The organism is Methylobacterium sp. C25 (assembly GCF_021352225.1).
Taxonomy (GTDB): Bacteria; Pseudomonadota; Alphaproteobacteria; order Rhizobiales; family Beijerinckiaceae; genus Methylobacterium.
In genome coordinates, this window is record NZ_JAAUVI010000001.1 from 375,592 (window position 1) to 397,519 (window position 21,928).

Annotated in this window: 22 protein-coding genes; 11 read left to right on the plus strand and 11 right to left on the minus strand. The window is 67.7% G+C overall.

Annotated features, from left to right (window positions below; translation table 11 throughout):
- Window positions 1-299 precede the first annotated feature (299 nt).
- The gene (locus tag HCU64_RS01755; RefSeq protein ID WP_233382070.1) at window positions 300-1,382 is read left to right on the plus strand and encodes an OmpA family protein; all 1,083 of its coding nucleotides are present in this window, start codon (window positions 300-302) and stop codon (window positions 1,380-1,382) included.
- A gap of 11 nt (window positions 1,383-1,393) precedes the next feature.
- Window positions 1,394-2,074 carry an AprI/Inh family metalloprotease inhibitor gene (locus HCU64_RS01760; protein ID WP_233382071.1) on the plus strand — a complete coding sequence of 227 codons (681 nt, stop codon included), beginning with the start codon at window positions 1,394-1,396 and terminating at the stop codon, window positions 2,072-2,074.
- A gap of 13 nt (window positions 2,075-2,087) precedes the next feature.
- Here the strand turns inward: HCU64_RS01760 and HCU64_RS01765 are convergent, their stop codons facing one another.
- Both HCU64_RS01765 and HCU64_RS01770 read right to left on the minus strand, forming a co-directional pair.
- Window positions 2,088-3,080 (minus strand): M48 family metallopeptidase, encoded by a 993-nt coding sequence (locus HCU64_RS01765; protein ID WP_233382072.1) that lies wholly within the window; start codon window positions 3,078-3,080, stop codon window positions 2,088-2,090.
- A 19-nt stretch (window positions 3,081-3,099) separates the two neighbouring features.
- Window positions 3,100-3,663 (minus strand): LemA family protein, encoded by a 564-nt coding sequence (locus HCU64_RS01770; RefSeq protein ID WP_233382073.1) that lies wholly within the window; start codon window positions 3,661-3,663, stop codon window positions 3,100-3,102.
- Between the two features lie 320 nt (window positions 3,664-3,983).
- Here HCU64_RS01770 and HCU64_RS01775 point away from each other — a divergent pair, with 320 nt between their 5' ends.
- The gene (locus HCU64_RS01775; protein ID WP_233382074.1) at window positions 3,984-5,615 is read left to right on the plus strand and encodes an ABC1 kinase family protein; all 1,632 of its coding nucleotides are present in this window, start codon (window positions 3,984-3,986) and stop codon (window positions 5,613-5,615) included.
- Window positions 5,616-6,005: 390 nt separating this feature from the next.
- Window positions 6,006-7,283: a sensor histidine kinase gene (locus HCU64_RS01780; RefSeq protein ID WP_233382075.1), complete on the plus strand. Its 1,278-nt coding sequence runs from the start codon at window positions 6,006-6,008 to the stop codon at window positions 7,281-7,283.
- A 121-nt stretch (window positions 7,284-7,404) separates the two neighbouring features.
- Here HCU64_RS01780 and HCU64_RS01785 read toward each other — a convergent pair whose 3' ends face one another.
- Window positions 7,405-7,851, minus strand: a complete 447-nt coding sequence (locus HCU64_RS01785) for a DMT family transporter (protein WP_233382076.1) — start codon at window positions 7,849-7,851, stop codon at window positions 7,405-7,407.
- Between the two features lie 113 nt (window positions 7,852-7,964).
- Here HCU64_RS01785 and HCU64_RS01790 point away from each other — a divergent pair, with 113 nt between their 5' ends.
- A complete protein-coding gene (locus HCU64_RS01790) occupies window positions 7,965-8,852 on the plus strand; it encodes a LysR family transcriptional regulator (RefSeq protein WP_233382077.1) in 888 nt (295 codons plus the stop codon).
- Between the two features lie 19 nt (window positions 8,853-8,871).
- Here HCU64_RS01790 and HCU64_RS01795 read toward each other — a convergent pair whose 3' ends face one another.
- Window positions 8,872-9,078 carry a hypothetical protein gene (locus HCU64_RS01795; RefSeq protein ID WP_233382078.1) on the minus strand — a complete coding sequence of 69 codons (207 nt, stop codon included), beginning with the start codon at window positions 9,076-9,078 and terminating at the stop codon, window positions 8,872-8,874.
- Between the two features lie 217 nt (window positions 9,079-9,295).
- Here HCU64_RS01795 and HCU64_RS01800 point away from each other — a divergent pair, with 217 nt between their 5' ends.
- Both HCU64_RS01800 and HCU64_RS01805 read left to right on the plus strand, forming a co-directional pair.
- Complete coding sequence (locus HCU64_RS01800) at window positions 9,296-10,519, plus strand: MFS transporter (RefSeq protein ID WP_233382079.1); 1,224 nt, start codon at window positions 9,296-9,298, stop codon at window positions 10,517-10,519.
- A 129-nt stretch (window positions 10,520-10,648) separates the two neighbouring features.
- Window positions 10,649-11,026: a hypothetical protein gene (locus HCU64_RS01805; RefSeq protein ID WP_233382080.1), complete on the plus strand. Its 378-nt coding sequence runs from the start codon at window positions 10,649-10,651 to the stop codon at window positions 11,024-11,026.
- A 48-nt stretch (window positions 11,027-11,074) separates the two neighbouring features.
- Here HCU64_RS01805 and HCU64_RS01810 read toward each other — a convergent pair whose 3' ends face one another.
- The 3 genes from HCU64_RS01810 to HCU64_RS01820 all read right to left on the minus strand — a co-directional run bounded on the left by HCU64_RS01810 (window position 11,075) and on the right by HCU64_RS01820 (window position 13,892).
- A complete protein-coding gene (locus tag HCU64_RS01810; protein ID WP_233382081.1) occupies window positions 11,075-11,890 on the minus strand; it encodes a hypothetical protein in 816 nt (271 codons plus the stop codon).
- A gap of 140 nt (window positions 11,891-12,030) precedes the next feature.
- Window positions 12,031-12,216: a YegP family protein gene (locus tag HCU64_RS01815; RefSeq protein WP_233382082.1), complete on the minus strand. Its 186-nt coding sequence runs from the start codon at window positions 12,214-12,216 to the stop codon at window positions 12,031-12,033.
- Window positions 12,217-12,323: 107 nt separating this feature from the next.
- The gene (locus HCU64_RS01820) at window positions 12,324-13,892 is read right to left on the minus strand and encodes a DEAD/DEAH box helicase (protein WP_233382083.1); all 1,569 of its coding nucleotides are present in this window, start codon (window positions 13,890-13,892) and stop codon (window positions 12,324-12,326) included.
- Between the two features lie 491 nt (window positions 13,893-14,383).
- On the opposite strand from HCU64_RS01820, the gene HCU64_RS01825 reads away from it, so the two are divergent.
- Both HCU64_RS01825 and HCU64_RS01830 read left to right on the plus strand, forming a co-directional pair.
- On the plus strand, window positions 14,384-15,805 hold the full coding sequence (locus HCU64_RS01825; RefSeq protein WP_233382084.1) for a lipopolysaccharide biosynthesis protein: 1,422 nt from the start codon (window positions 14,384-14,386) through the stop codon (window positions 15,803-15,805).
- Window positions 15,805-16,959, plus strand: a complete 1,155-nt coding sequence (locus HCU64_RS01830) for a GNAT family N-acetyltransferase (RefSeq protein WP_233382085.1) — start codon at window positions 15,805-15,807, stop codon at window positions 16,957-16,959. The genes HCU64_RS01825 and HCU64_RS01830 overlap by 1 nt, the downstream gene beginning before the upstream one ends.
- A gap of 15 nt (window positions 16,960-16,974) precedes the next feature.
- Here the strand turns inward: HCU64_RS01830 and HCU64_RS01835 are convergent, their stop codons facing one another.
- The gene (locus HCU64_RS01835) at window positions 16,975-17,223 is read right to left on the minus strand and encodes a hypothetical protein (RefSeq protein WP_233382086.1); all 249 of its coding nucleotides are present in this window, start codon (window positions 17,221-17,223) and stop codon (window positions 16,975-16,977) included.
- 260 nt (window positions 17,224-17,483) lie between these two features.
- Here HCU64_RS01835 and sseA point away from each other — a divergent pair, with 260 nt between their 5' ends.
- Together sseA and HCU64_RS01845 are read left to right on the plus strand one after the other, a co-directional pair.
- Window positions 17,484-18,332: a 3-mercaptopyruvate sulfurtransferase gene (gene sseA / locus HCU64_RS01840; protein WP_233382087.1), complete on the plus strand. Its 849-nt coding sequence runs from the start codon at window positions 17,484-17,486 to the stop codon at window positions 18,330-18,332.
- Between the two features lie 176 nt (window positions 18,333-18,508).
- A complete protein-coding gene (locus HCU64_RS01845) occupies window positions 18,509-20,659 on the plus strand; it encodes a TonB-dependent receptor (protein ID WP_442785887.1) in 2,151 nt (716 codons plus the stop codon).
- A 12-nt stretch (window positions 20,660-20,671) separates the two neighbouring features.
- Here the strand turns inward: HCU64_RS01845 and HCU64_RS01850 are convergent, their stop codons facing one another.
- The 3 genes from HCU64_RS01850 to HCU64_RS01860 all read right to left on the minus strand — a co-directional run bounded on the left by HCU64_RS01850 (window position 20,672) and on the right by HCU64_RS01860 (window position 21,809).
- Window positions 20,672-20,845, minus strand: coding sequence for a metallothionein (locus tag HCU64_RS01850; RefSeq protein WP_233382088.1), 174 nt, complete (start codon window positions 20,843-20,845; stop codon window positions 20,672-20,674).
- Window positions 20,846-20,995: 150 nt separating this feature from the next.
- Window positions 20,996-21,376 carry a DUF6481 family protein gene (locus HCU64_RS01855; protein WP_233382089.1) on the minus strand — a complete coding sequence of 127 codons (381 nt, stop codon included), beginning with the start codon at window positions 21,374-21,376 and terminating at the stop codon, window positions 20,996-20,998.
- A gap of 223 nt (window positions 21,377-21,599) precedes the next feature.
- Window positions 21,600-21,809 carry a cold-shock protein gene (locus HCU64_RS01860; RefSeq protein ID WP_183508627.1) on the minus strand — a complete coding sequence of 70 codons (210 nt, stop codon included), beginning with the start codon at window positions 21,807-21,809 and terminating at the stop codon, window positions 21,600-21,602.
- Window positions 21,810-21,928 lie beyond the last annotated feature (119 nt).

Here is a 21,928-nt window from a genome sequence, read left to right on the forward strand (position 1 = left end):
CCGCCACTGTGAAGCGATGCCTACACACGCCAAAACGCACCTGCAGGCATCGACGCGCCCATCGGCTCGGTGCGCCGGCAGACGCGCCCAGCCAAGCAGCGGGCCGCTGCACAGGCAGGAAACATCAAATCCGAGCAAGACAACGTGAGATGAGATATTCGACGCAAGCTCTCGATCGCCAGTTGACGCGAATCCCGTGAAGCACCCCGCAGTGACAGCCTGAGCGCTCCTCTATAAAGGCAATCCCCGCGTGCCGGGAATCAAATCCCAGCCGAGACCTGAAGCAGGGGGCTGCTGGCGTGATCAAGTCGTCGATACTCAAGGCATGCGTTCTTTCCGCGCTGGCATTTGGCGGAACTGCTTTCGCCGCGGACGCGCCGATCCCGACCAAGGACATCCCCGGCGCCAAGGACAGCCCGACGCTCAAGCGCTACGAGGGCTCCTTCATCATCAGCTCCGCGGGCTTCGCCTATAGCGACTTCAAGGCGCCGCTCTCGAAGCTCGAAGAAACCGACCGGCGCGACGTCAACAACAACACACTGTTCGCGCCGAAGCAGCAGCAGGAACTCGAGGGCCGGCTGACGCGGCTCGCCTACTGGATCCCGGACGGGCGCTCGCCCTTCGAGGTCATGCGCAACTACCAGGACGAGCTGGAGGCTGCGGGCGGCGAAGTGCTGTTTTCTTGCAAGGCCGAGACCTGCGGCGGCGACCACGAGCGCTCGTCCTATGGCGGCGGCGGCCGGTCGAGCCTGATGATGTACTTCTTCCACGCCGCCGACGTGAAGGATGCGCCCTTCTCGATCGGGCAATGCGCCCTGACGAGCTGGATCTCGGACCAGCGCTACTTCACCGGCAGGAAGCCGGGGCCGGACGGCGACACCTGGATCACGGTCCAGACCTTCCAGGCCGATGGCGGCGCCACCTGCAAGCCGGTGACCGGCCGCACCTTCGCCCTCGTGCATATCCTGGAGCCGAAGGCACGCGAGAAGAAGATGACGACGGTCAAGGCCGACGAGATGGCCAAGAGCATCGGCTCGACCGGCAAGGTCACGCTCTACGGCATCCTGTTCGATACGGCGAAGACCGACGTGAAGCCCGAATCCGCCCCGACGTTGCAGGAGATCTCTGCACTGATGAAGGCGGATGCGAAGCTCGCAGTCATCGTCGTCGGCCACACCGACAACCAGGGTGCCTACGATTACAATGTGGACCTGTCGCGCCGGCGCGCGGATTCCGTGATCAAGGTGCTCGCAGCGAGCTACGGGGTCGATGCCAAACGCCTGAAGGCGGCAGGCGTCGGCATGGTGGCGCCGACGGCCAGCAACGACGACGAGGCCGGCCGCTCCAAGAACCGGCGCGTCGAGCTGGTCAAGCTGAACTGAGGCCGCCCGCCATGCACCGTCACCTCCTCGCGGCTGCGATCGTGCTCGTGCTCGGCACGGGCGCGAAGGCAGCCCCCATGCCCGATTTCATCAAGGATACGCTCGGCGAATGGCTCGTCGCCACCGATGACGGCAAACCGGGCTGCCGCATCACGCTGGCCGGCGAGCCCGTCGGCAAGATCTGGCGCGCGAGCCCCTCCGCAGATTGCGCCACGCGCCTGCCAACCGTCGCGAAAGCGGTCGCGTGGGACTTCGATGGGGGCGTCCGTCTCTACGCTGCCGACAGCAAGATCCTGCTCGCATTCGGCGAGGACGAAACCACGCTGATGAAGACGAGCTACGAGAAGCCGCCGGTCCATTACATCGTTCGCGCAAAGCCGGGTGTGGACCGCGCGCCCTACGCCGCGGCCCTGGTGGGCGCCTGGGTCCTGCGACGTCCCGGAGGCCCGGCGCTCTGCACGGTCACACTGTCGAAGGGTGCCAAGGATGGCGATACCGACCTGACGCTGAAGGCCGGCATGCCCTGTGATCCCGCCATCGCGAAGCTCAAGCTCAACAGTGCCCATGTCGAGGACATCGCGCTGATGCTCTACGGCGAGCCCGAGACCTCCCTGCGATTCGAGGCCTCCGGACCGGAGAGCTACGCCAAAGCCGAGGGCGGCAAGCCGCTGGAAATGGTGCGGGCTCCGTAAAGCCGCCCCGTGGTCAGACGGGCGGCGGCAGCCGCCCGCCGGCATAGCGCACCAGCGCATCGATCCGCGCCTCGATCGGCGGATGCGTCGCCAGGAAATCCGTGAAGCCGACGCGCGGATTGTCGAAGCACAGCTCCATCACGCCAGACGGGGCATGGACGAGGTCGCCGCGGCCCGAGATCTTGATCAGCGCCGAGATCAGGGCGTCCGGATCCTTGGTCAGTTCCACCGCGCCGGCATCGGCGACGTATTCGCGTGATCGCGACAGAGCGAAGCGGATCAGCTTGGACAGGATCCAGGCCAGCGCGATCAGAAGCGCCCCGATCAGGATGGCCGGCAGCGCGCCCGCGCGGTTCTTGCCGTCCCGGTTTCCGCTGAACAGCCCGCGCAGCATGTCGGTGCGGTAGCCGGCCTCGGCGACGAAGGCGAAGATGCCGGCGATGACGATGGCGATCATCATCGTGCGGACGTCGTCGTTACGGATATGGGTGAGCTCGTGGCCGAGCACCGCCTGCATCTCCCGCGGGGTCAGTGCCTCCCGCAGGCCCGTCGTCACCGTGATCGCGTATTGCTCGGGGTTGAGCCCGGTTGCGTAGGCGTTGAGCGCCGGATCGTCGGCGACCAACAGCGCCGGCATCGTCATGCCGCGCGAGATGCAGAGCGGCTCGAGCAGGCGATAGAGATCCAGAGCCTCCTCGCGCGCCACGGGATGCGCACCGACGGTCGCCGAGATCATGGTGCGATGGGCGTGGTAGGCGATGAACAGCCAGGCGAAGGTCACCGCGAAGGAGAGCGGGCCGATCCAGAGCAGGTCGTGAAAAGCCGCGTGAAGATAGGCCGAAAGTCCCGGCCGCGCGCCCGCCGGCAAGTTCGCGCTCACGCCCCTCAGGATCAGCGCGATACCGTAGGCGAGAACGAGGTTGAGCCCGAACAGCCCGGCGACGAGGACGCGCGAGCGCACCTCGTTCTGGCGGATATGCGTGTAGAGGCCGAAGGCAGGCAGCATCGAACTGCCGTGGCTCCGCTCAGAACTTCACCGAGGGGGCCGTGTCGAGCTGGACGCGGGCGCCCTCGCCGACATCGAAGAAGCTCTGTGGCTTGAAGCCAAGGGGCCCTGCGAACAGCACTGCCGGGATCGAGCCGATGGCGGCGTTGTATTCGGCCACCGCGTTGTTGAAGAAACGCCGGGCGGCCGCGAGCTTGTCCTCGATCGCCGAGAGTTCGCCCTGGAGCGCCTGGAAGTTCGTGTTGGCCTTGAGGTCGGGATAGGCCTCGCTCAACGCAATGAGGCGCCCGAGCGTCCCCTGAAGCTGAGCCTCGTTCTGTGCCATCTGGGCCGGGTCCTTCGACGCGACGGCGGCGTTGCGCGCCTGGACGACGGCCTCCAGCGTGCCCTTCTCGTGAGCGGCATAGCCTTTGACCGTCTCGACGAGGTTGGGAATCAGGTCATGCCGCTGCTTCAGCTGCACGTCGATGTCGCCGAAGGCCTGGGCCGCACGCTGCTTGAGCGTGGCGAGGCCGTTATAGGTGATCACGAACCAGACCAGCACGACGGCCAGGACGATCAAAACGATCCACGTGCTCGACATGGCTCACCAAAGAGAAAGAGGAAATCGGGCCAAGACGTCCGAAGGACAGCCGAATCGATGGGGCTCGGCCGGCCGCCGGCTTCTTTACAGGCAGGACTGAAATTCCGACAGCGGGCGTCGCAATGCTCGACTTTTGTCGCCGTCCCGACAGCGAAGCCGGCCAAATTCAATAACCGCAAGACATTCGCGAAGCGCTCGGCCACTATGCCGATGCCGTCGATTGCGCCCGACGAAAACTCGCCCGCTCCGCAAAAAAGCCCCAGGCTCATGGCTCCTGCCCTACGCTTGCCAATCCCCGAGACCGGGTCCATCCCAACCTCATGCTGAAGACAGCCTTTGTCGCCGCGCGCGACCGTCAGCGCCTCTCGGAGATCGCCTCGGTCCTGATCGGCTTCGGCCTGAACAAGGCCGTCGATCGCTTGGGCCTGCGCAACATCCCGCTGATCCCGCGGCGCACGCCGCGGGTGGACGTGACGCGGCTGTCTCAGCCCGAGCGCCTGCGCCGGGCTATCGAGACGCTCGGGCCGACCTTCATCAAGTTCGGCCAGATCCTGGCGAGCCGGCCCGACCTGCTCTCCCCGATCTGGACCGACGAGCTCGAAAAGCTGCACAGCCAGGTCAAGCCGATCCCGTGGGAGATGATCGGGCCGCAACTCGAGACCGATCTCGGCGCGCCGCCGCAGGAAATCTTCGCCGAGTTCGACGTGAACCCGATCGCCTCGGCCTCGATCGCCCAGGTCTACAGGGCGCGGCTGAAGACGGGCGAAGAAGTCGTGGTCAAGGTACTGCGGCCGGGCCTGAAGAAGATCATCGAGGCAGACCTACGGCTGATGGGTCACGGCGCGCGCATCGTCGAGACCGAATGGCCGGAGATGGCTCGCTACCAGCCACAGGAGCAGATGAAGCACCTGGCGGCCGGCATCAACGGCGAACTCGACCTGCTCAACGAGGCGCGAAACTGCGAGATGATCGCCGGCATCTTCGCCGAGCGCGACGACATCCTGATCCCGAAGATTCATTGGGAATGGTGCTCGGAGCGGGTGCTCGTGCAGGAATTCGTGCACGGCGTCTCGCCGAACGATTCCGCGGCCTTGCGCGCCATGGGCGCCGACAAAAAGGTCTTAGCCCAGAAGGGTTGCGACGCTTTCCTGCGCATGGCGCTGATCGAGGGCGTCTTCCACGCCGATCCGCATCCCGGCAACCTGCTGATCCTGCCGGGCAACCGCATCGGCTTCATCGATTTCGGCATCGTCGGCCGGCTCTCGCACAAGCGCCGGCAGCAACTGCTCGTGCTCATCGGCGCCATGCTGAAACAGGACGTCGACGGCCTCATGGCCACGCTTCTCGACTGGACCGGCCCCACCGCGCCGGACCTGACCAAGCTCGAGCAGAGCGCCCAGAACTTCGTGCAGACCCACTCGTCGATCCCGCTCAATCTCGGGCTGGTCCTCACCGACTTCATGACCATGGCCCGCGAGAACGACCTCGCGATGCCCACCGACCTCGCCATCCTGTTCAAGGGTCTGGTCACGGCCGACGGCGTGATGCGCCAGCTCGATCCGAATTTCGACCTGTTCTCGGCCGCTGGCCCCACCGTGCGCGCCTCGATGCGCAGCGTCTTCTCGGCGCGGGCTCTCCTGAAGAAGGCCGAGGCGCTCGGGACCGGTCTCTACGGCGCGGCCTCCGAGCTGCCGACGCTGATCCACCTGCTGCTGGTGCGCCTCAAGCAGGGCAAGGTCACGGTCGAGATCGAGCTGAAGGGCATGGACAAGCTCGTGCGCGGCATCGAGCGTGGCGCCGCGCGCGTGGCCGTCGGCCTCGTCGTCGCCGCCTTCGCAACGCAGCTCGCGCCTCGGCTGATCGACCTCGGCACGCCCGTCTTCGTCCTGATCGCTCTCGCCGTGTCGGTGGTCGGCATCGGCTGGCTGGTGCTTCTCGGCCGGAACCGCTGAGACGTCCCTCGCCAAAGGCCCTCCCTTCGTCGCCGGGATCGTGCAGGAGCACGGATCCGCATGATGTCGTACGACCGTTCACCACCCCGATTCGGTGAGGTTGCAATGCAGCGTCGGCAAACAGAGTCGAGTCGGCATTTTACAGTATCCAACAGCAACCTTGGCTGCGGATAAGACTTTTTTGCATTTACGAAAACTTGACACATCACTTGCCGAGTCACGGCATCGTGATATGGTCACTTATCAACCGACTCGCGGGATGCAACAGGTAGCGCGGCGGGGTGAGAAACGGGCGTTCAAGCCGTCTATCCCCTCGAAGCTAGGTGAGCAGATCCCCATCCGCCCGTCGGCGCATCAAGCGCGGCGGCCGATCGATTCCATCGAAGGCCAATGCGCCGAACCCGGGGGGCTTCGGTGCTGGAGACCACGATCGTTTCGGCGGGCATGTCCCGCACCAATCGAAGAGCCATTCTCGAGGCCGAGAATGCCTATCTTCGCAAGCTGCTCGCGCAGCGGCCCCTCAGTGCAAACGACATCTACGTGAATGCGGAGCGGCGCCATGCGGATGAGACCGGCATGGGCCGGTCCGTCGCGGCGCTCCGGATCGAGTCGGAGGCCGAGGTGATGCGCGCTGCGGAAACCGACGAGATCAATGCTCAGCTGCGCGCGACCGAAGAGTTCAATCGCCGCATTCTGGCCTCGACGACGGATTGCATCAGCGTGCTCGACATCGATGGCCGCCTGATCTCGATGAACGAGGTGGCGATCCCGATCTTCGGCAAGGCCGGCTTCGCGCATGCGGTCGGCCGGCCCTGGTCCGACGTCTGGCACCTGCCGGAGAGCCGCGACGCCGTGCTCGGCGCGCTGGAAGAGGCGCGGGGCGGCCGCACCTGCCGCTTCCAGGCAGCCCTCGACACGGGCGGCAATGCCGACGCGCTGCTATGGTGGGACATCGTCGTCGCGCCGATGAACGGCGACGACGGCCGCCCCGAGCGGCTGCTCGCGGTCTCGCGCGACATCACCGAGCTGAAGCAGACCGAGAACCGCCAGACCGTGCTGATGCACGAGATGGCGCACCGGGTGAAGAATACGCTCGCCATGGTGCAGGCGGTGGCCACGCAGACGTTGCGCAACGCGCATTCCCTGGACGAGGCCGGCGAGGCGCTCGGCGCGCGCCTGCTGGCGCTCGCCCAGGCCCACGACGTGCTGATGCAGGGAGCCTGGTCGAGCGCCGATCTGCGCGGCCTCGTCGACACCGCCATCGCGCTTCACAGCGACGGCGAGCCCGGCCGTTTCGTCGTCTCCGGGCCCGACGTGACGCTCGGGCCACGCCCGGGTCTGACGCTCGCGCTGATCCTGCACGAACTCGGCACCAATGCCGCGAAATACGGCGCTCTCTCCAAGTCCGAGGGCCATGTCGAGATCCGCTGGGACATCGAGACGGTCGAGGGCGAGGAGCGCCTGTGCTTCCGCTGGGAGGAAATCGGCGGTCCGGCGGTCGAGCCGCCGACCCGCGTCGGCTTCGGCAGTCGCCTGATCGAGCGCAGCCTCGTGCACAGCTTCGGGGGGAGCGCCAAGCTCGACTTTCCGAAGGCCGGCGTCGTCCTCACCATGCAGGCCCCCGCCGCCAACGTCGTCGTGGCTGTGCCTGCAAGTCTGGTCGGCTGAGACCGGCCGGGGTCCGCAGACCATGTTTCGACGCGCTCGCGACAGGGGCGCGTCGATACGATGGGCGCGCCACGCGCCGTCCTAGGGCGACAGAGAGACGTCTGCCGCCGCGTTGCGCCTATCATCGGCGGATCAGCACGACCCCACTCATCAGCAACGCGACACCGAGCAGACGTGGCAGGTCGACCGAGCGTTGCTCCAGGCCGAGCACGCCAAAGTGGTCGAAGCCCACCGAGGCGATCATCTGACCCGCGATGAGCAGCGCGATGAAGGTCGCAGCGCCGATCTGCGGCACGAGGAAGACGGCAAGCGCGATGAAGATCGCGCCGAAGAGACCGCCGAACCAGCCCCACCACGGAATGCGCGAGGCGACCGCTGCCGATGGCAGCGGATCGCGCAGGGCCAGCGCCAGGATCGCCATGCAGGCTAGGCCGACCGCGTAGCTGGCGAAACCCGACCAAGCCGCCGAGTGCAGCGCGACGCGCAGGTTCGCGTTCAGTGCCTGCTGCACGACGATGCTGACACCGGCGAGGGCGGCGAGAGCCGAGGGGAGCAGGATCTGAAGCATCGCACGGTCATCCACCGCTTGGTCGCGGCTATGAGCCGCTTCGCGCACCTTGACACCATGGCCATCGCCATGCCGTCAAATGCCGCATGGCGCCTTATCCATGCGAACGAGTCATGATGAACCCGACCCATCTCGACGTGTTTCGCGCGGTCCTCCGGCATGGCGGCATGACCCGCGCGGCCACCGCTCTCGGTATCGGCCAGCCGCATGTCAGCCGGGCCATCGCGCAGCTCGAGGCCGAAATCGGCTTTCCGCTGTTCATGCGCGGGCACGGCAGCGCGCGCCCGACCCAGGAGGGCGAGGCCTTCGGTCACGAGGTCGAGCAGACCTATGCCGGGCTCGATCACCTGCGCCACGCCGCCCGGCAGATCCGCGAGCGCGGCACCGGCACCTTGCGCGTCGCCTGTCAGCCGTCCCTGGCTTCGAGGCTGCTGCCGCGCGCGATCAGGCGCCTCAATGCAGACCTGCCGACGGCCCGCGTATCGATCCACGTGCCGAGCCCGGATACGATCTGGTCCTGCGCGTCGTCGGGCCAGTGCGACATCGGCCTGGCCCGCCCGCGGACCGGCTATACCGACGTCGAGGCCGAGCCCTTCATGACAGTCGAGGCCGTCTGCGCGATTCCGCGAAAGCATCCGCTGGCGCGCAAACGCGCGATCTCGGTGGAGGATCTCGCGGCCGAGCCGCTGATCTCGGGAGGCGCCGGCGTCTTCCAGCAGTCGGTGGAGGCGATCTTCGCGGCGGCGGGTGTGACGCCCCGCTTCGTCTTCATGGCGGAATACACGGCGGCGCGATGCGGCCTCGTCGCCGAGGGGATGGGGCTCGCCATCGTCGATCCGGTGCCGGCGCGCGAACTGGCGGGAGCCGCCGTCACCCTGCGGCCGTTCCAGCCCGCTTTGCCGATCGAGACGATGCTGCTTCGTCCGGCGGGACGGCCGGTCAGCCAGCTCGCCGAGCGGCTGATCGGCCTGCTGAAGCAGGAGCGCGACGCGCTCGCCTAGGGCAGGCGCGGGCTCACCGTCACCGCAGCAATTGCGCCGCCTCGGTCGCGCCGCGCTTGGTGATGCGCCACTTGATCGGGCCGGGCTGCTCCTGGTCCTCGCGGTCGACGAGGCCCTGCATCCAGAGCTGAAGCATGGCGAGATGCTCGTCCTGCGGCTCCTGACCCGTGAAGATCACGGGGCCACGCCGCAACGCCAACAACAGAAACCGCTGTTTCTCGCTCAAGTCCATATGGCTAGGACGAGCGGGACCGGGCCGGATTTAGAGCCGCGCCGACCGAACCGTGGGGCTGGTCAGGCGAATCCAGCCAAAAAGCGAAATCCGATGCCGGAACCGATCATCGGGTGATCGATTCCGGTCTGCGGCCGGTTAGCGCCCGGCCTTAGGAATCATCCGCGATCGGGGCGCCTCCACGCCCCCCTCGCGGCCAGACGGAGCCTCGATGTCGCCCACGAGCCATCTCGCCCTGATCAACCTGTTTATCGGAGACATCCAGGGAGGGCTTGGGCCGTTTCTCGGGACCTGGCTCGCCGAAACGGCGCATTGGAGCCCCACGCGGATCGGGCTGGTCACGACGCTGTCGGGCATCGGCGTCCTGCTGCTGAGCGGACCTTTCGGCGCGCTGGTGGACCAGTTCGGCCGCCCACGCCTGCTGATTGCGGCATCCTGCGCGGCGATCCTCGGCGGGACCTTGCTGCTGCTGCCAGCCCAGGGCTTCTGGCTGGTGCTGGCGGCACAGTCGCTGGCCGCGGCGGGAGGCACATTGCTGCTCCTCGCCGTGAACGCGCTGACGCTGGGGCTCGTCGGCAAGAAGGCCTATCCGCGCCAGCAGGGGCGCAACCAAGCCTTCAACCATGTCGGTATCCTCACGGCAGCGGGGATCATCGCCCTCGGCACGCCCTATTGGGGCGCGGCGATCTCGCTCTGGGTGCTCGGCGCCATGGCCGCGGCAGCGATCATCGCCACCGTGACGATGCCGGGGGGCGCCTGGGAATCGCGCCGGGCGGTCGGCTGGGAGGATCACGAGGGCGACGACAAGCCTCGGCGCTCGTCGACGACGGAAGCGCTCCGCAATCGCCGGCTGCTGGTCCTGGCCCTGGCCCTGGCCCTGTTCCAGCTCGGGAATGGCGGCATGCTGAGCCTGCTCGGCCAGAAGCTGGTCTCAGTCTCGCCCTACGGCACCGGCTGGACGGCGACCTACGTGATGGTGGCGCAGTTGGTCATGGTGCCGGTCGCCTATCTCGCCGGGACGTTGGCCGACCGGAAGGGGCGTCGATGGATCCTCATCATCGCCTGTCTCGCGCTTCCGCTGCGCGCGGGGCTCTGCGCCTTCATCGACGATCCGCTCTGGCTGATCTCGGCCGAAGTGCTCGACGGCGTCGCATCCGGGATCGTCGGCGTGGCGGTGCCTGTGGTGGTCGCCGACCTGACCTGGAAATCTGGCCGCACGCAGACGGCGCTCGGCACTCTCAACGCGATCCAGGGTGCCGGAGGCGCGCTGTCGGCCTGGTATGGCGGCCTCGTTCAGGGCTGGCTCGGCTGGCCGGGGGCGTTCCTGGCCCTCGGCCTCGCGGGTCTCGCATCGGCCGTGATGGTCATCTGGCTCAACGCGACGGCCGAGGAGAACCCGCGGCGCAAGCGAAAGAGGGCGGCGCGCGAGGCTTGAGCGCAGGAGGGATGAACGCCCCCAGGAGATCCACTCCGAACATTACGTAGATCGTGGATTCGGCTTGGACCCCGATACCCCGTTTGGTAGGCCGACACTGAAGCAGGTTTTTATTCAAGGAATACAGACATGATGAAGGCGATCACGGCCGTTTGTGTCGCTTTGATTGCGGCCGTGGCCTTTGTCGGCACGTCGGGCGAAGCACAGGCCGGCTGCAGGAAGTGCGGCCCCGTCTCTCCCGTCTATCACTACAAGACCGTCAACAAGGTCTCGAACCGGACACAGTATCGGGACGTCAACCGCACGCATTACGATCACAAGACGCGCTACATCTACAACGTCACGCGCGTCCGCCCGATCGTTCGGGTCCATACCGTGACCCGCGTTCACCATCACACGGTGCCGGTGATCCACAACGTGAACGTCTCCAGCGTGCAGCGCCTGCCGGCTCAGTACGTTCGCACCAACAGCGTGCAGAACTATTACTACGGCTGCGGCTGCCGCTGAGGCAGGATCCGATCCCTCAGCGGGGGCCCTGCCGTCGGCTCGGCCCCCTCAATCGCGGCTGGCCGTCCTCGGGAGGGCGGACAGACAGGCCTTCGGGCAGACCGGCGCACGCCCGAGCAGGCGCCCGAGTGCGGCTTGCGGTTTCGCCGCGCAGAGCCGGGTGAGGAAGTCCTTGTCTTCCGTGCCGAAATCCGGAATGCGGCAGGACGAGGCCATGGTCCGCTCCGCCTGACCCCATAGGGTCGAAACGGCGGCGGCGGTGTCGGGGCGGGTCAGCCCATCCCACGCGGCTGGATCGTTCTCGGCAGCTTCGATGTAGAGCGCGACGAAGCTCATCAGCGCCGCGAGTCCGTCTCGGTGCGAGAGCTGGACGTCCGGGTCTCGGCGGTCTTTAAGCGCGATCGCAGCATCGAGGTCGTGCGTGTAGGCGTTGAGTTCGTCGAGCAGGTAGCGGAAATCTGTCGCCGAGCTCGCGCTCCCCTTGCGCAGATAGGTGTCCACGAAGAGGCTCGGCTGGAACTGGCGGGCGATCCGACTGGGCGCGAACAGAACGCTGCTCTCGCGCGGGCGCTTCACCGCCCCACCCCCGATCAGCGGATAGGCATCCGTATCGCCGGTGATCATGTGCACGGACTCGTGCACCGCCGTCGGCAGCGAAAACTGCGCGTCACTGCAATCGAGCCACGCGCGGAAGAAGGCCTTGTCCTTGACCTGCCGGAAGATCGCGTAGCCGTTCGACGATCCAGCCCTCAGCACCTCGACGGCCTGGGCCGTGCAATCGCCGGCCGCTGCGGGAACGGCACCGAACAGCGGCATCGCGAGGAGGACTACTCCACCAAGGAGCGCACGAACGGTGTTCAGCATCGGCCCGCATCCCGAGAGATGCGGATCCTGTGGCACGTATGGTTAAGGAACCGTCCCGACGGCACCACCGAGGCCGCACCCACACCGGCCTCGGGGATGCCCGGGGCTCTGGTAGCGGCCTCCCATTGCGGCGGCGCGGATCAGGCGATCTTCGTGGTCATGTCGACGGTCTTGGCGTCGCCGCTCTTCTTCACGAGACCGATGGCGTGCTCGCAATCCTCGCGGCGGACGTAGCCCTCGCCGGACTCGGCGATCACGTTGCCGTTCTGGACCCGCAGCCGCCAGCGCCATTCGCCGCCGGCATCCCGATACAGTTCGAAGCGCATGCGCTGTCTCTCCCGGCCGCCATGGCCTCACGCAAAAAGATGGGGCCGCCGAGCCCGAGCGGCAACGCTCGGACCCGACGGCCCCTGATCGGTTCATCCGGACTGGATCAGGAACGCGGAGAGCGCTCCAGCCAGCCGATGTTGCGGCCCTCGCCGCCACCAGCGCCGCCGGCGGGACGCGGGTTGCGGCCCTGACCCGGACGGGAATCGCCGCGGCGATCGTTGCGGCTGTCGGTACGCTGGCCCTGATGACCGCCGGGGCGGCCTTGGCGCTGGTCCTGACGCTCGCCGGAACGGCCGGGACGCTGGTCTTGGCGCTCGCCCTGGCGTCCATCCGGACGCGGGCCGCGGGCCTGCTGGCCGCCGGCATCGGGACGACCCTGGCGACCGGGCTCCTGGCGATGGCCAGGACGGCCGTTGCGGCCACCCGGAGCACCACCGCCGGGACGGCCCTGGCGCTGGCCGGGGCGACCATGCGGCTGGCGGGGCGGACGGCGAGCCTCTTCGGCTGCGGTCTCGCTGGCTTCCTGCCGCGACGGAGCGTTGAAGCCCTCGGGGAAGGCGCCGACCGGCACCTTCTGGCGCGTGGTCCGCTCGATGTCGCGCAGGTAGGCCTTCTCCTCGTCGTTGCAGAACGAGACGGCGAGGCCAGCCTTGCCTGCGCGGGCCGTGCGGCCGATGCGGTGGACGTAGCTCTCCGGCACGTTCGGCAGGTCGTAGTTCACGACGTGGCTGACCGCCTCGACGTCGATGCCGCGGGCAGCGATGTCGGTGGCAACGAGCACGCGGCAGGAACCGTCCTTGAAGGCCGCGAGCGCCCGCTCGCGCTGCGGCTGGGACTTGTTGCCGTGGATCGCCGAAGCATTGACGCCGGCCTTCTCCAGGCCGCGCACGACACGGTCGGCGCCGTGCTTGGTGCGGGTGAAGACGAGCACGCGCTCGTAGTCGGGATCGCGCAGGATGTGGTTGAGCAGGGCCTGCTTCGCGCCGGTATGGACGAAGATCACCTGCTGCTCGACGCGCTCGGCCGTGGTCGCCACCGGGGTGACCGCGACCTGGACGGGATCGCGCAGGTACTGCTCGGCGAGGCCGGCGATGTTCTTCGGCATGGTGGCCGAGAAGAACAGGCTCTGGCGCACCGGCGGCAGCATCTTCACGATGCGCTTGAGGGCGTGGATGAAGCCGAGGTCGAGCATCTGGTCGGCTTCGTCGAGGACGAGGATCTCGACGCCTTCCAGCGTGAGGGAGCGACGCTCGATCAGGTCGATCAGGCGGCCGGGCGTGGCGACGAGAATGTCGACGCCATTGGCCAGCGCGCGCTCCTGGCGGCTGATGGTAACGCCGCCGAACACGACGGTGCTGGTCAGCGGCAGGTGCCGGCCATATTCCGAAAAATTCTCGGCGATCTGGTTGGCGAGTTCGCGGGTCGGCGAGAGTACGAGCACGCGGCAGCCGCGGCGCGGAGCGCGGGTGCGCTTCAGCGAGAGGCGATGCAGGATCGGCAGCGCGAAGGCCGCCGTCTTGCCGGTGCCGGTCTGCGCGATGCCGCAGATGTCGCGGCCTTCCATGGCGGGCGCGATGGTCTGCGCCTGGATCGGCGTCGGCGTGGTGTAGCCGACCTCTTCCAGCGCCTTCAGGACAGGCTGGGAGAGGCCGAAATCGATGAACTGGGTCAAGGGTGGTCTTTCGGGCAGCAGGACCGCATCTCGGCAGCCATCATCGGCGCGAGAGTTCGTTCGGTCCGTTGTCGGGGACAGCCCGCGTGATGGGGCAGTCAGGTGCATGCACGTTATGAAGAGAGGGGCCGGAACGCGTCCGACGCGATGCGCGGACATGGACCGTCACGCAGCCCTCTCAAGCGGACCTCATATCGGCCGCTGACGCTGCGCTTGCGATATGCGCATGTTGCAACGCGAAGTCAATGCAACTCATGCCGTGCTCGCGAACCCACCAGCCGAAAACGGCACGGCGACTGCAACGGCATCACGGCAGGAGACCCGATGCGAAGTTCATGTCCGGAAATGGCACGATCGCAACCGATCGGCGTCCACACAGCCGGTGCTGCGTTTCGAAGCGAGATCGAACCCGAGCTCGTGCTACACGGTCAGGTGACGGACCAGCGCGGCGGAACGCCTCCGCGCCGGCGCGTCGCCGCCCGAGGACGCGGATGATCGCGCGCCATACCCTGACCTATGTCGGCTCGCGGGCCGTTGCGGCGGCGCTCAACATGGCCTCGCTGGCCGCTTTCACGCGGCTGGCGCCCGTCGACACCTTCGGCACCTATCTCCTGATCCTGTCCTGGTCGATCGTGCTCTACGGAGCGACCTGCCAATGGCCGAAATTCGCATTCTTCGCCCTCTATGACGAGGCACGCGGACCGACCCAGATCGCCACGCTGGTGCGGATGCTCGCGATCCTGCTCACGCTGACGGCGCTGGCCATGGGCACGGCTGCCGCGCTCGGCCTGACCGATCCCCGCTTCGCGATGGCGGTCGTCGCGGCTACGGTCGGCATCACGCTCTTCGAGGGCATGAACGAGATCGCGCGCACGCGCCTCGCCGCGGAGGCCGTCGCGATGTCGGTGGTGTCCCGCGGCGTGCTGGTCCTGGCGCTGGGAAGCGCGGCCCTCGCCTCTACCGGCGACGCCCTCGACCTCGTCCTGGCCTTCGGGCTCGCCAATGCGCTGGCGGCCATACCGGCGGCTTTGTCGGTCTGGCCGCAGATCCGCGGGGGCCGGGGCAGCCTGATCGAGGCGCGGCGACTGCTCGCCTATGGCTGGCCGCTGGTGATCTCCTTCGGCATCGCCGCGCTGGCGCAGACGATCGACCGGCTGATCATCGGCAAGACGATCGGCACCGAGGATCTCGGCGCCTACGGCGCGATCGGCGACTTCCTGCGCCAGAGCTTCGTCGTGTTCGGCGAGAGCATCGCCCTGTCGATGATCTCCATCGCCAAGCGGGACGCCCGCGGCGGCGGCATGGAAGCTGCCAATCCGGTCCTGCGCGATGCGGCGCGCGCGCTCACGCTGATCGGCGCTTTCGGAGCGGTGTTCTTCCTGACCTTCGACGAGGTCGTCGTGTCGATCCTGCTCGGCCCGAGCTACCGCGCCTCGGCGATGGCGGTGGCGCCTTACCTGATCGTGGCGAGCATCTGTATGATGTTCCGCGCCTATTATTTCGGGCAGGTGATCTATTTCAACGGATCGAGCACGCTGGACGCCGTCGCCTCCGGGGCGCTTCTCGCCGCGACCGGCGGCCTGTCGCTGCTGCTGATCCCGCATTACGGCGTGAAGGGCGCGGCCATCGCGCTCGCTGCCGGACAGGCGGTGGCCTGCCTCGTCTACATCGTCGCTGCCAAAGGGCGGGTGCAGATGCCGGTGCCGGTCCTCGACATCGTCGCGATCGCAGCCTGCGCGCTGCTGGCCTATGCCGCGACCTCGGCGCTCGATCTCGTCGCAGGCGGACGCACACCGGCCCTGCTCGTGCTCAAGGCCGCCGTGATCGGCCTGGCTGCCGCCGGCGCGGCCTGGCGCTTCAATATCATCGGCCTCGCCGAGATCCTCACGCGCCGGGCGCGGCGCGCCGCCTGATGCCGAGCACCGGGCGAACCGCCGAGGGCCTCGTTGTCGCGGCCCTCCCGCTCGATGCGGGCTCGCCGCTGCTGCCGGCCTGGCGCGACCTCGCCCGCGATCCGCTGGTCGAGAACCTGTTCTTCGAACCGGAATTCGCCCTGGCGGCGGCCCACGCCTTCGGCGGTGGCATCCGGCTCCTCACCGTCAGCGATCGTCCGCCCGAGGCGCCGGGCGCCCGCCTGCTCGCGCTCTGGCCCTGTCGCGTCGTGCGCCGCTGGGGCGTGCCGATTCCGGCCCTGATGGGCTGGACGCACGGCTTCTCGATCTTCGGTGCGCCGCTCCTCGCGAAAAGCGAGGCCGCACCGGCGCTGCGGGCCCTGCTCGACGCCCCTCGCCATCTCGGCCTGCCGCGCCGGCTGCTGATGCCGTATCTGCCGCTCGACGGCCCCTTTGCCGCGCTTCTCGACGACGTGCTGGCTCGGAGCGGACGCCGACGCGCCGATTTCTGGGCGCACGAGCGCGGCTTCCTCGCCCCGGCGGTGGGACGAGACGGGACGCGGGACGCCTATCTCGATGCCCACCTCTCGGAGCGCAAGGCGCGCCAGCTCGCCCGCCTCTTCCGGCGGATCTCGGCCGACGCCTCCGTGGAGCACGAGATCGTCCGGGAGCCCGGCCGGCTCGCAGAGGCACTCGACGATTACATCGCGCTCGAATCCGCCGGCTGGAAGGGACAGGCCGGCACGGCCGTCGCGAAGCGGCCGAACGAGGCGGCCTTTCTCGCGGGCCTGGTCCGATCCTACGGTACGGACCGTCGCATCCGCTTCGACCGGTTGCGCCGCGATGGGCGCAGCCTCGCGGTGTCGCTTTCGCTCGAGACCGCCTCGACCTTCTGGTTCCTCAAGATCGCCCACGACGAGACCGAGGCGAAGAACTCGCCCGGCGCGCTTCTCGTCGAGCGCGTGACGCGCTCGCTGCTCGCTGACCCGCGCATCGCCGCGGCCGATTCCTGCGCACCTCCGAACTTCCCGCTGATCGAGACCTTCTGGAGCGAACGCAGGCGGCTCGCCCACGGCCTGATCGAGGCCGGCGGCGGAGACAGGCTGTTTCGGCCGGCCGTCGCGCTCGAGGGCTTGCGCGCTCAGGCAGCACGGGTCCGCACCTCGAAAGCCTGATCGAACGCGTGCAGGTCAGCCCCCCGGCTCGTCGAACCGGCTCCAGCGGAACACCTCGCGGCCGGCGCCGTCGATGACGCGCACGGCCTCGGGACGCACCTCGGTGCGCTGGGGTGCGCGAGCCCGGGCGAACAGCCGAAGCGCGCGCTCCGTGGCGCCGTCGAGGTCGCTTGTGCGGACGGTAATGCGCTGCTGGATGGGCTCGGCCGCAGCGCCGTCTTGGACACCCAGCAGCTCGATGTGAAAGGTCTCGCGGAAGGACAACGGCCGGTCGGCTCCGGATCGGGTTGGATCGGACCACCACATAGAACGCCGGGACAGCCGGCGGCAGGTCCATTCATGCCGCGCCGGCATCGATCGGCGTGCATCCCCGCCTTTCACCTCTTCACCGGCATGTGATCGGACGGATCGTGCCAACGGGGCCGAGCGCGGTAAGGGGCGTGGCAACCTGCGTCTACGGACGGCGTGCATGCCCGTCCCGGATGTGGTTGATTGCACCGCGCAAAAAGCCGAACGAGAGAACCATGGCGACCCCGCCCTTCGTCACGCCGGACTGGCTCAAAGAGCGCCTCACCGCGCCGGACATCGTGGTGCTCGACGCCTCCTGCTATCTGCCCGCGCAGGGACGGGACGCGGAGGCCGAGTATCGGGCCGCGCATGTTCCCGGCGCCATCCGCTTCGACATCGACGCGATGAGCGACGAGACCTCTCCGCTCCCTCACATGCTCCTGCGTCCGGAGGTGTTCAGCTCTCGTATGCGGGCGCTCGGCATCGGCGATGGCGCGCATTTCGTCGTCTATGACGGGCTCGGCCTGTTTTCCGCTCCGCGCGTCTGGTGGATGCTGCGCACCTACGGCGTGCGCGACGTCGAGATCCTCGAAGGCGGCATGCCGGCCTGGCTCGCCGCGGGTTATCCGACCGAGGATGGCGAGGGCCGCGCCCGCGAGCGCCGGCATTTCACCGCTCGGCTCGATCAGGGCGCCGTCGCCAACGGCAGCGACGTGGCCCGCGCTCTCGACCGGAGCTCGGCTCAGGTCGTCGATGCCCGCTCCGGCCCGCGCTTCCGCGGCGAGGAGGCCGAGCCGCGCCCCGGTGTCCGCCCCGGCCACATGCCCGGCGCCCGCAACGTGCACTACGCCGCCCTGCAGGCGAATGGCCGCCTCAAGGACAAGGCCTCGCTCCGCGCCGCTTTCGCCGAGGCCGGGGTCGATCTCGAGCAGCCGATCATCACGACCTGCGGCTCCGGCGTCACCGCGGCGATCATCGCGCTGGCGCTGGAAACCCTCGGGCATCCCCCGAAGGCGCTCTATGACGGCTCCTGGTCGGATTGGGGGTCGGACGAGACGCGCCCCGTGGCGACCGGGCCGGCCTGACTTTTCCCGGCTGACCGACCGGCCTCACCTCTGCGGCAGCTCTCTGTCACCGCGTGCGGCGAGCCGATGCGCTCGTGCAACACCGCTCAAACGTCCGCCAAGGACCCGCGATTCCATCTTGTAACATTATCACATTCACTGGATGAAACGTTGTAACGTTTTACTGGCGAGGTGTGATGCGTATCGTGATCGGGGTCGGGCTGCAGAGCGGATCGCGGCGGGCCAGTCTGCTCGCCGGGACGATGCTCGCCACCGTTCTGCTTCCGCTCGCGGCCGTGGCGGCGCCTCAATCCGAGTCGCTGGAAGAGATCGCCGTGACGTCGGTCAGCCCCGTGCAGCCCAAGGGCAGCCAACCGGGCGCCGTGGCGACGGGCGTACTGCCGGTGGCGACCGACACGTTTTCGCCTGTCACCGTGGTCACGCAGGACCAGATCTCGCGCAACCAGCCGACCACGCTCGGCGATGCGCTGGCCGACCGGCCCGGCCTGTCCTCCTCGAGCTACGCGCCCGGCGCCGCCTCGCGGCCGATCATCCGCGGCCTCGACAATGCGCGGGTGCGCATCCAGGAAAACGGCGTCATCACCGGCGACGTGTCCGACCTCGGCGAGGATCACGGCGTGCCGATGAACCCGCTGGTCGATCAGCGCATCGAGGTGATCCGCGGTCCGGCGACGTTGCGCTACGGCTCGGGCTCGATCGGCGGCGTCGTCTCGTCCGAGAACAACCGGGTGCCGACCTTCATTCCGGCCAAGGGCTATTCCGGACAGGTCACCACCGGCTTCTCGAGCGTCGATAACGGCCGGCTCGGCGCCGCGACGGTCGATGCCGGAGGAGACGGCATCGCGGTCCACGCTGACGGCTTTGCCAGCGCCACCGACAGCTACGCCATCCCCGGCGGCATCCAGCGCAATTCGGCGACGCAGTCCCAGGGCGGCTCGGTCGGTATCTCGGCAATCGGCGACCAGGGCTTCGTCGGCATCGCCTTCAGCCATTACGATGCGCTCTATCAGATCCCTGGCGGCGAGGCCGAGGAGGCGCGCACCCGGCTCGATCCGCGCCAGGACAAGCTGATGTCACGCGGCGAGTACCGGCCGACACAGGGTCCCTTCGAGGTGATCCGCTACTGGGCCGGCGGCTCGGTCTATCGTCACGACGAGATCGGGATCGGCGAGAACGGCATCGACGGGTTGCAGGCGACCTTCAAGAATCGCGAGGTCGAAGGCCGGGTCGAGCTGCAGCACGTGCCGGTGACGCTGCCCTTCGGCACGCTCACCGGCGCGCTCGGCCTGCAGAGCGGACGCAGGGTGCTGAACTCGGCACTCGAATCCTTCCTGCCGCCGACGGATTCGCGCAGCAACGCCGCCTACCTGTTCGAGGAGCTGAAAGTCGGCAACGGCCTGCGCTTCCAGGCCGCCGGCCGCATCGAGGGAGACCGGATCGCGAGCACCGCGACGCTGTTTCCGTCGGACTATCTGCCGGTGCCCGGGGAGGACCCCGAGCAGTTTCGCCTGACCCGACGCTTCGCCCCTAAAAGCGCCAGCTTCGGCGCGCTGCAGGACCTGCCCTACGGCTTCGTCGCCAGCCTGAACGGCTCTTATGTCGAGCGCGCGCCGACGGGCTACGAGCTGTTTTCGCAGGGTCCGCACGACGCCACTGCGACCTTCGAGATCGGCAATCCGAACCTGAAGCTGGAACGCGCCCGCACGGCCGAGATCAGCATCCGCCGCGCCGAGGGGCCGTTCCGGCTCGACGCCACCGGCTACTACACGCGCTATACGGGCTTCATCTACCGCAACTACACGGGCGCGCTCTGCGACGACGACTTCGCCTCCTGCGGCAGCGGCAACGAGCTGCGCCAGATCGTCTACAAGCAGCAGAACGCGACCTTCTACGGCGCCGAGATCGGCGCGCAGATCGATCTGCTTCCCGTCGGAAACGGCTGGGCGGGCATCGAGGCGCAATACGACTTCGTGCACGCACAGTTCGATGACGGCAGCTACGTGCCGCGCATCCCGCCGCATCGCCTCGGCGGCGGTGTCTTCGTGCGCGCCGATGGTTGGTATGCGCGCGTCAACCTGCTCCACGCCTTCGACCATACCGAGATCGCGGCCTTCGAGACCACGACAGCGGGCTGGAACGACCTGCGCGCGGAGGTCAGCTACACCAAGACGCTCGACCCGGCCGTCTACGGCGCCAACGAGATCACGCTCGGCCTGCAGGGCCGCAACCTGCTCGACGATGACATCCGCAACTCGGCCTCCTTCAAGAAGGACGAGATCCTGCTGCAGGGACGAAACGTGCGGCTGTTCATGACCGCACGGTTCTGAGGCCCAGCCGGCTCAGCCGTGGCAGCTGCAGCCGGCGTGGTTGCAGCCGTCGTGATCGGGATGCCCCTTCGCGCATTCGTCGCAGCAGAAGGCCTTGCCGTCGTGTTGGACCGCCTTCTCGACCGAGACCACGCAGACGCAGTCCGGGCAGGCACATTTCACCATCTCGACGTCGACGCTGGTCATGTCGGTCTCCTCGAGTGCAGATCCGCGACGGAAACGACGCGGATCGAGACAGCAGCGTAGAACGAAAAAGCCGGACCCGCGAGGAGCCCGGCTCGATCGATTCTCGTTTCGAGAGGACAGCGGCGCCGACCTTGCGGCGCCTGCAGTCGATCAGCGCTTGATCTTCACGCGGGCCTTGCGGGCGGCGTAGCGCGCATCGCGTGCAGCCTTGCGCTCCTCGGCTTCCTGCATCTTGCGTGCGGCGAGTGCGGCGGCTTCCGCCTCTTCGCGCTCGATCTGGGCCTTGAGCTCGGCCTCCTCGCGGAGCCGCTTCTCCTCGGCCGCCTTGCGCTCGGCTTCGACGCGGGCGCGCTCGCGCTCGCGGGTCCGGTCCTCACGTGCCTTGGCGACCTCGGCGCGGGCCTTGGCCTTGGCGATCATCTCGGGATCGTCGAGGGCCGGCCGGGACTTGAACTTCTCAAGCAGGGCCGCCTTGGCATTCTGAGAATTCTGGCGGCGGTCGTCGAAATTGCGATAGTCGAATGCGCCCATCTGACCTTTCTCGTGTCGTGAGTCGAAACCCCGCCGGGGTCTGAGCAGAAATCCACGGCGGGAGGGACCCGGATCGAAGCCGGGTTACGCAACGGCGCAGCCGATGCACGTTTGCGCCGCAACAATCAACAGAAGGCGAGCTTCGGGCACGCCTTTCGCGGAAGATTTTCAGCAAGCGTTGCGCGAAATCTTCGAAGACGCTTAACGCTGATCTTAGGCGACCTCAGCCGGCCTGCAGGTTCACGGCCGCGGCCTTGCCGCTACGCTTATCGTTCTCGACATCGAAGCTCACCTTCTGACCTTCGGCGAGACCACGCAGGCCAGCCGCCTGAACAGCCGAGACGTGAACGAACACGTCCTTGCCGCCGGTATCGGGCTGGATGAAGCCGTAACCCTTGATCTCATCGAACCATTTTACGGTACCCGTCTGCATTCGGTCATCTCCGTTCTGCCGACCCTTTCCGCGTATCGTGCCCTGCCTCGATCGAGGCCGACGCATCCGTCACAGCGGAAGTCGTCACTCGGCCGCAGCACTCCGTCGTGGACGGGTGC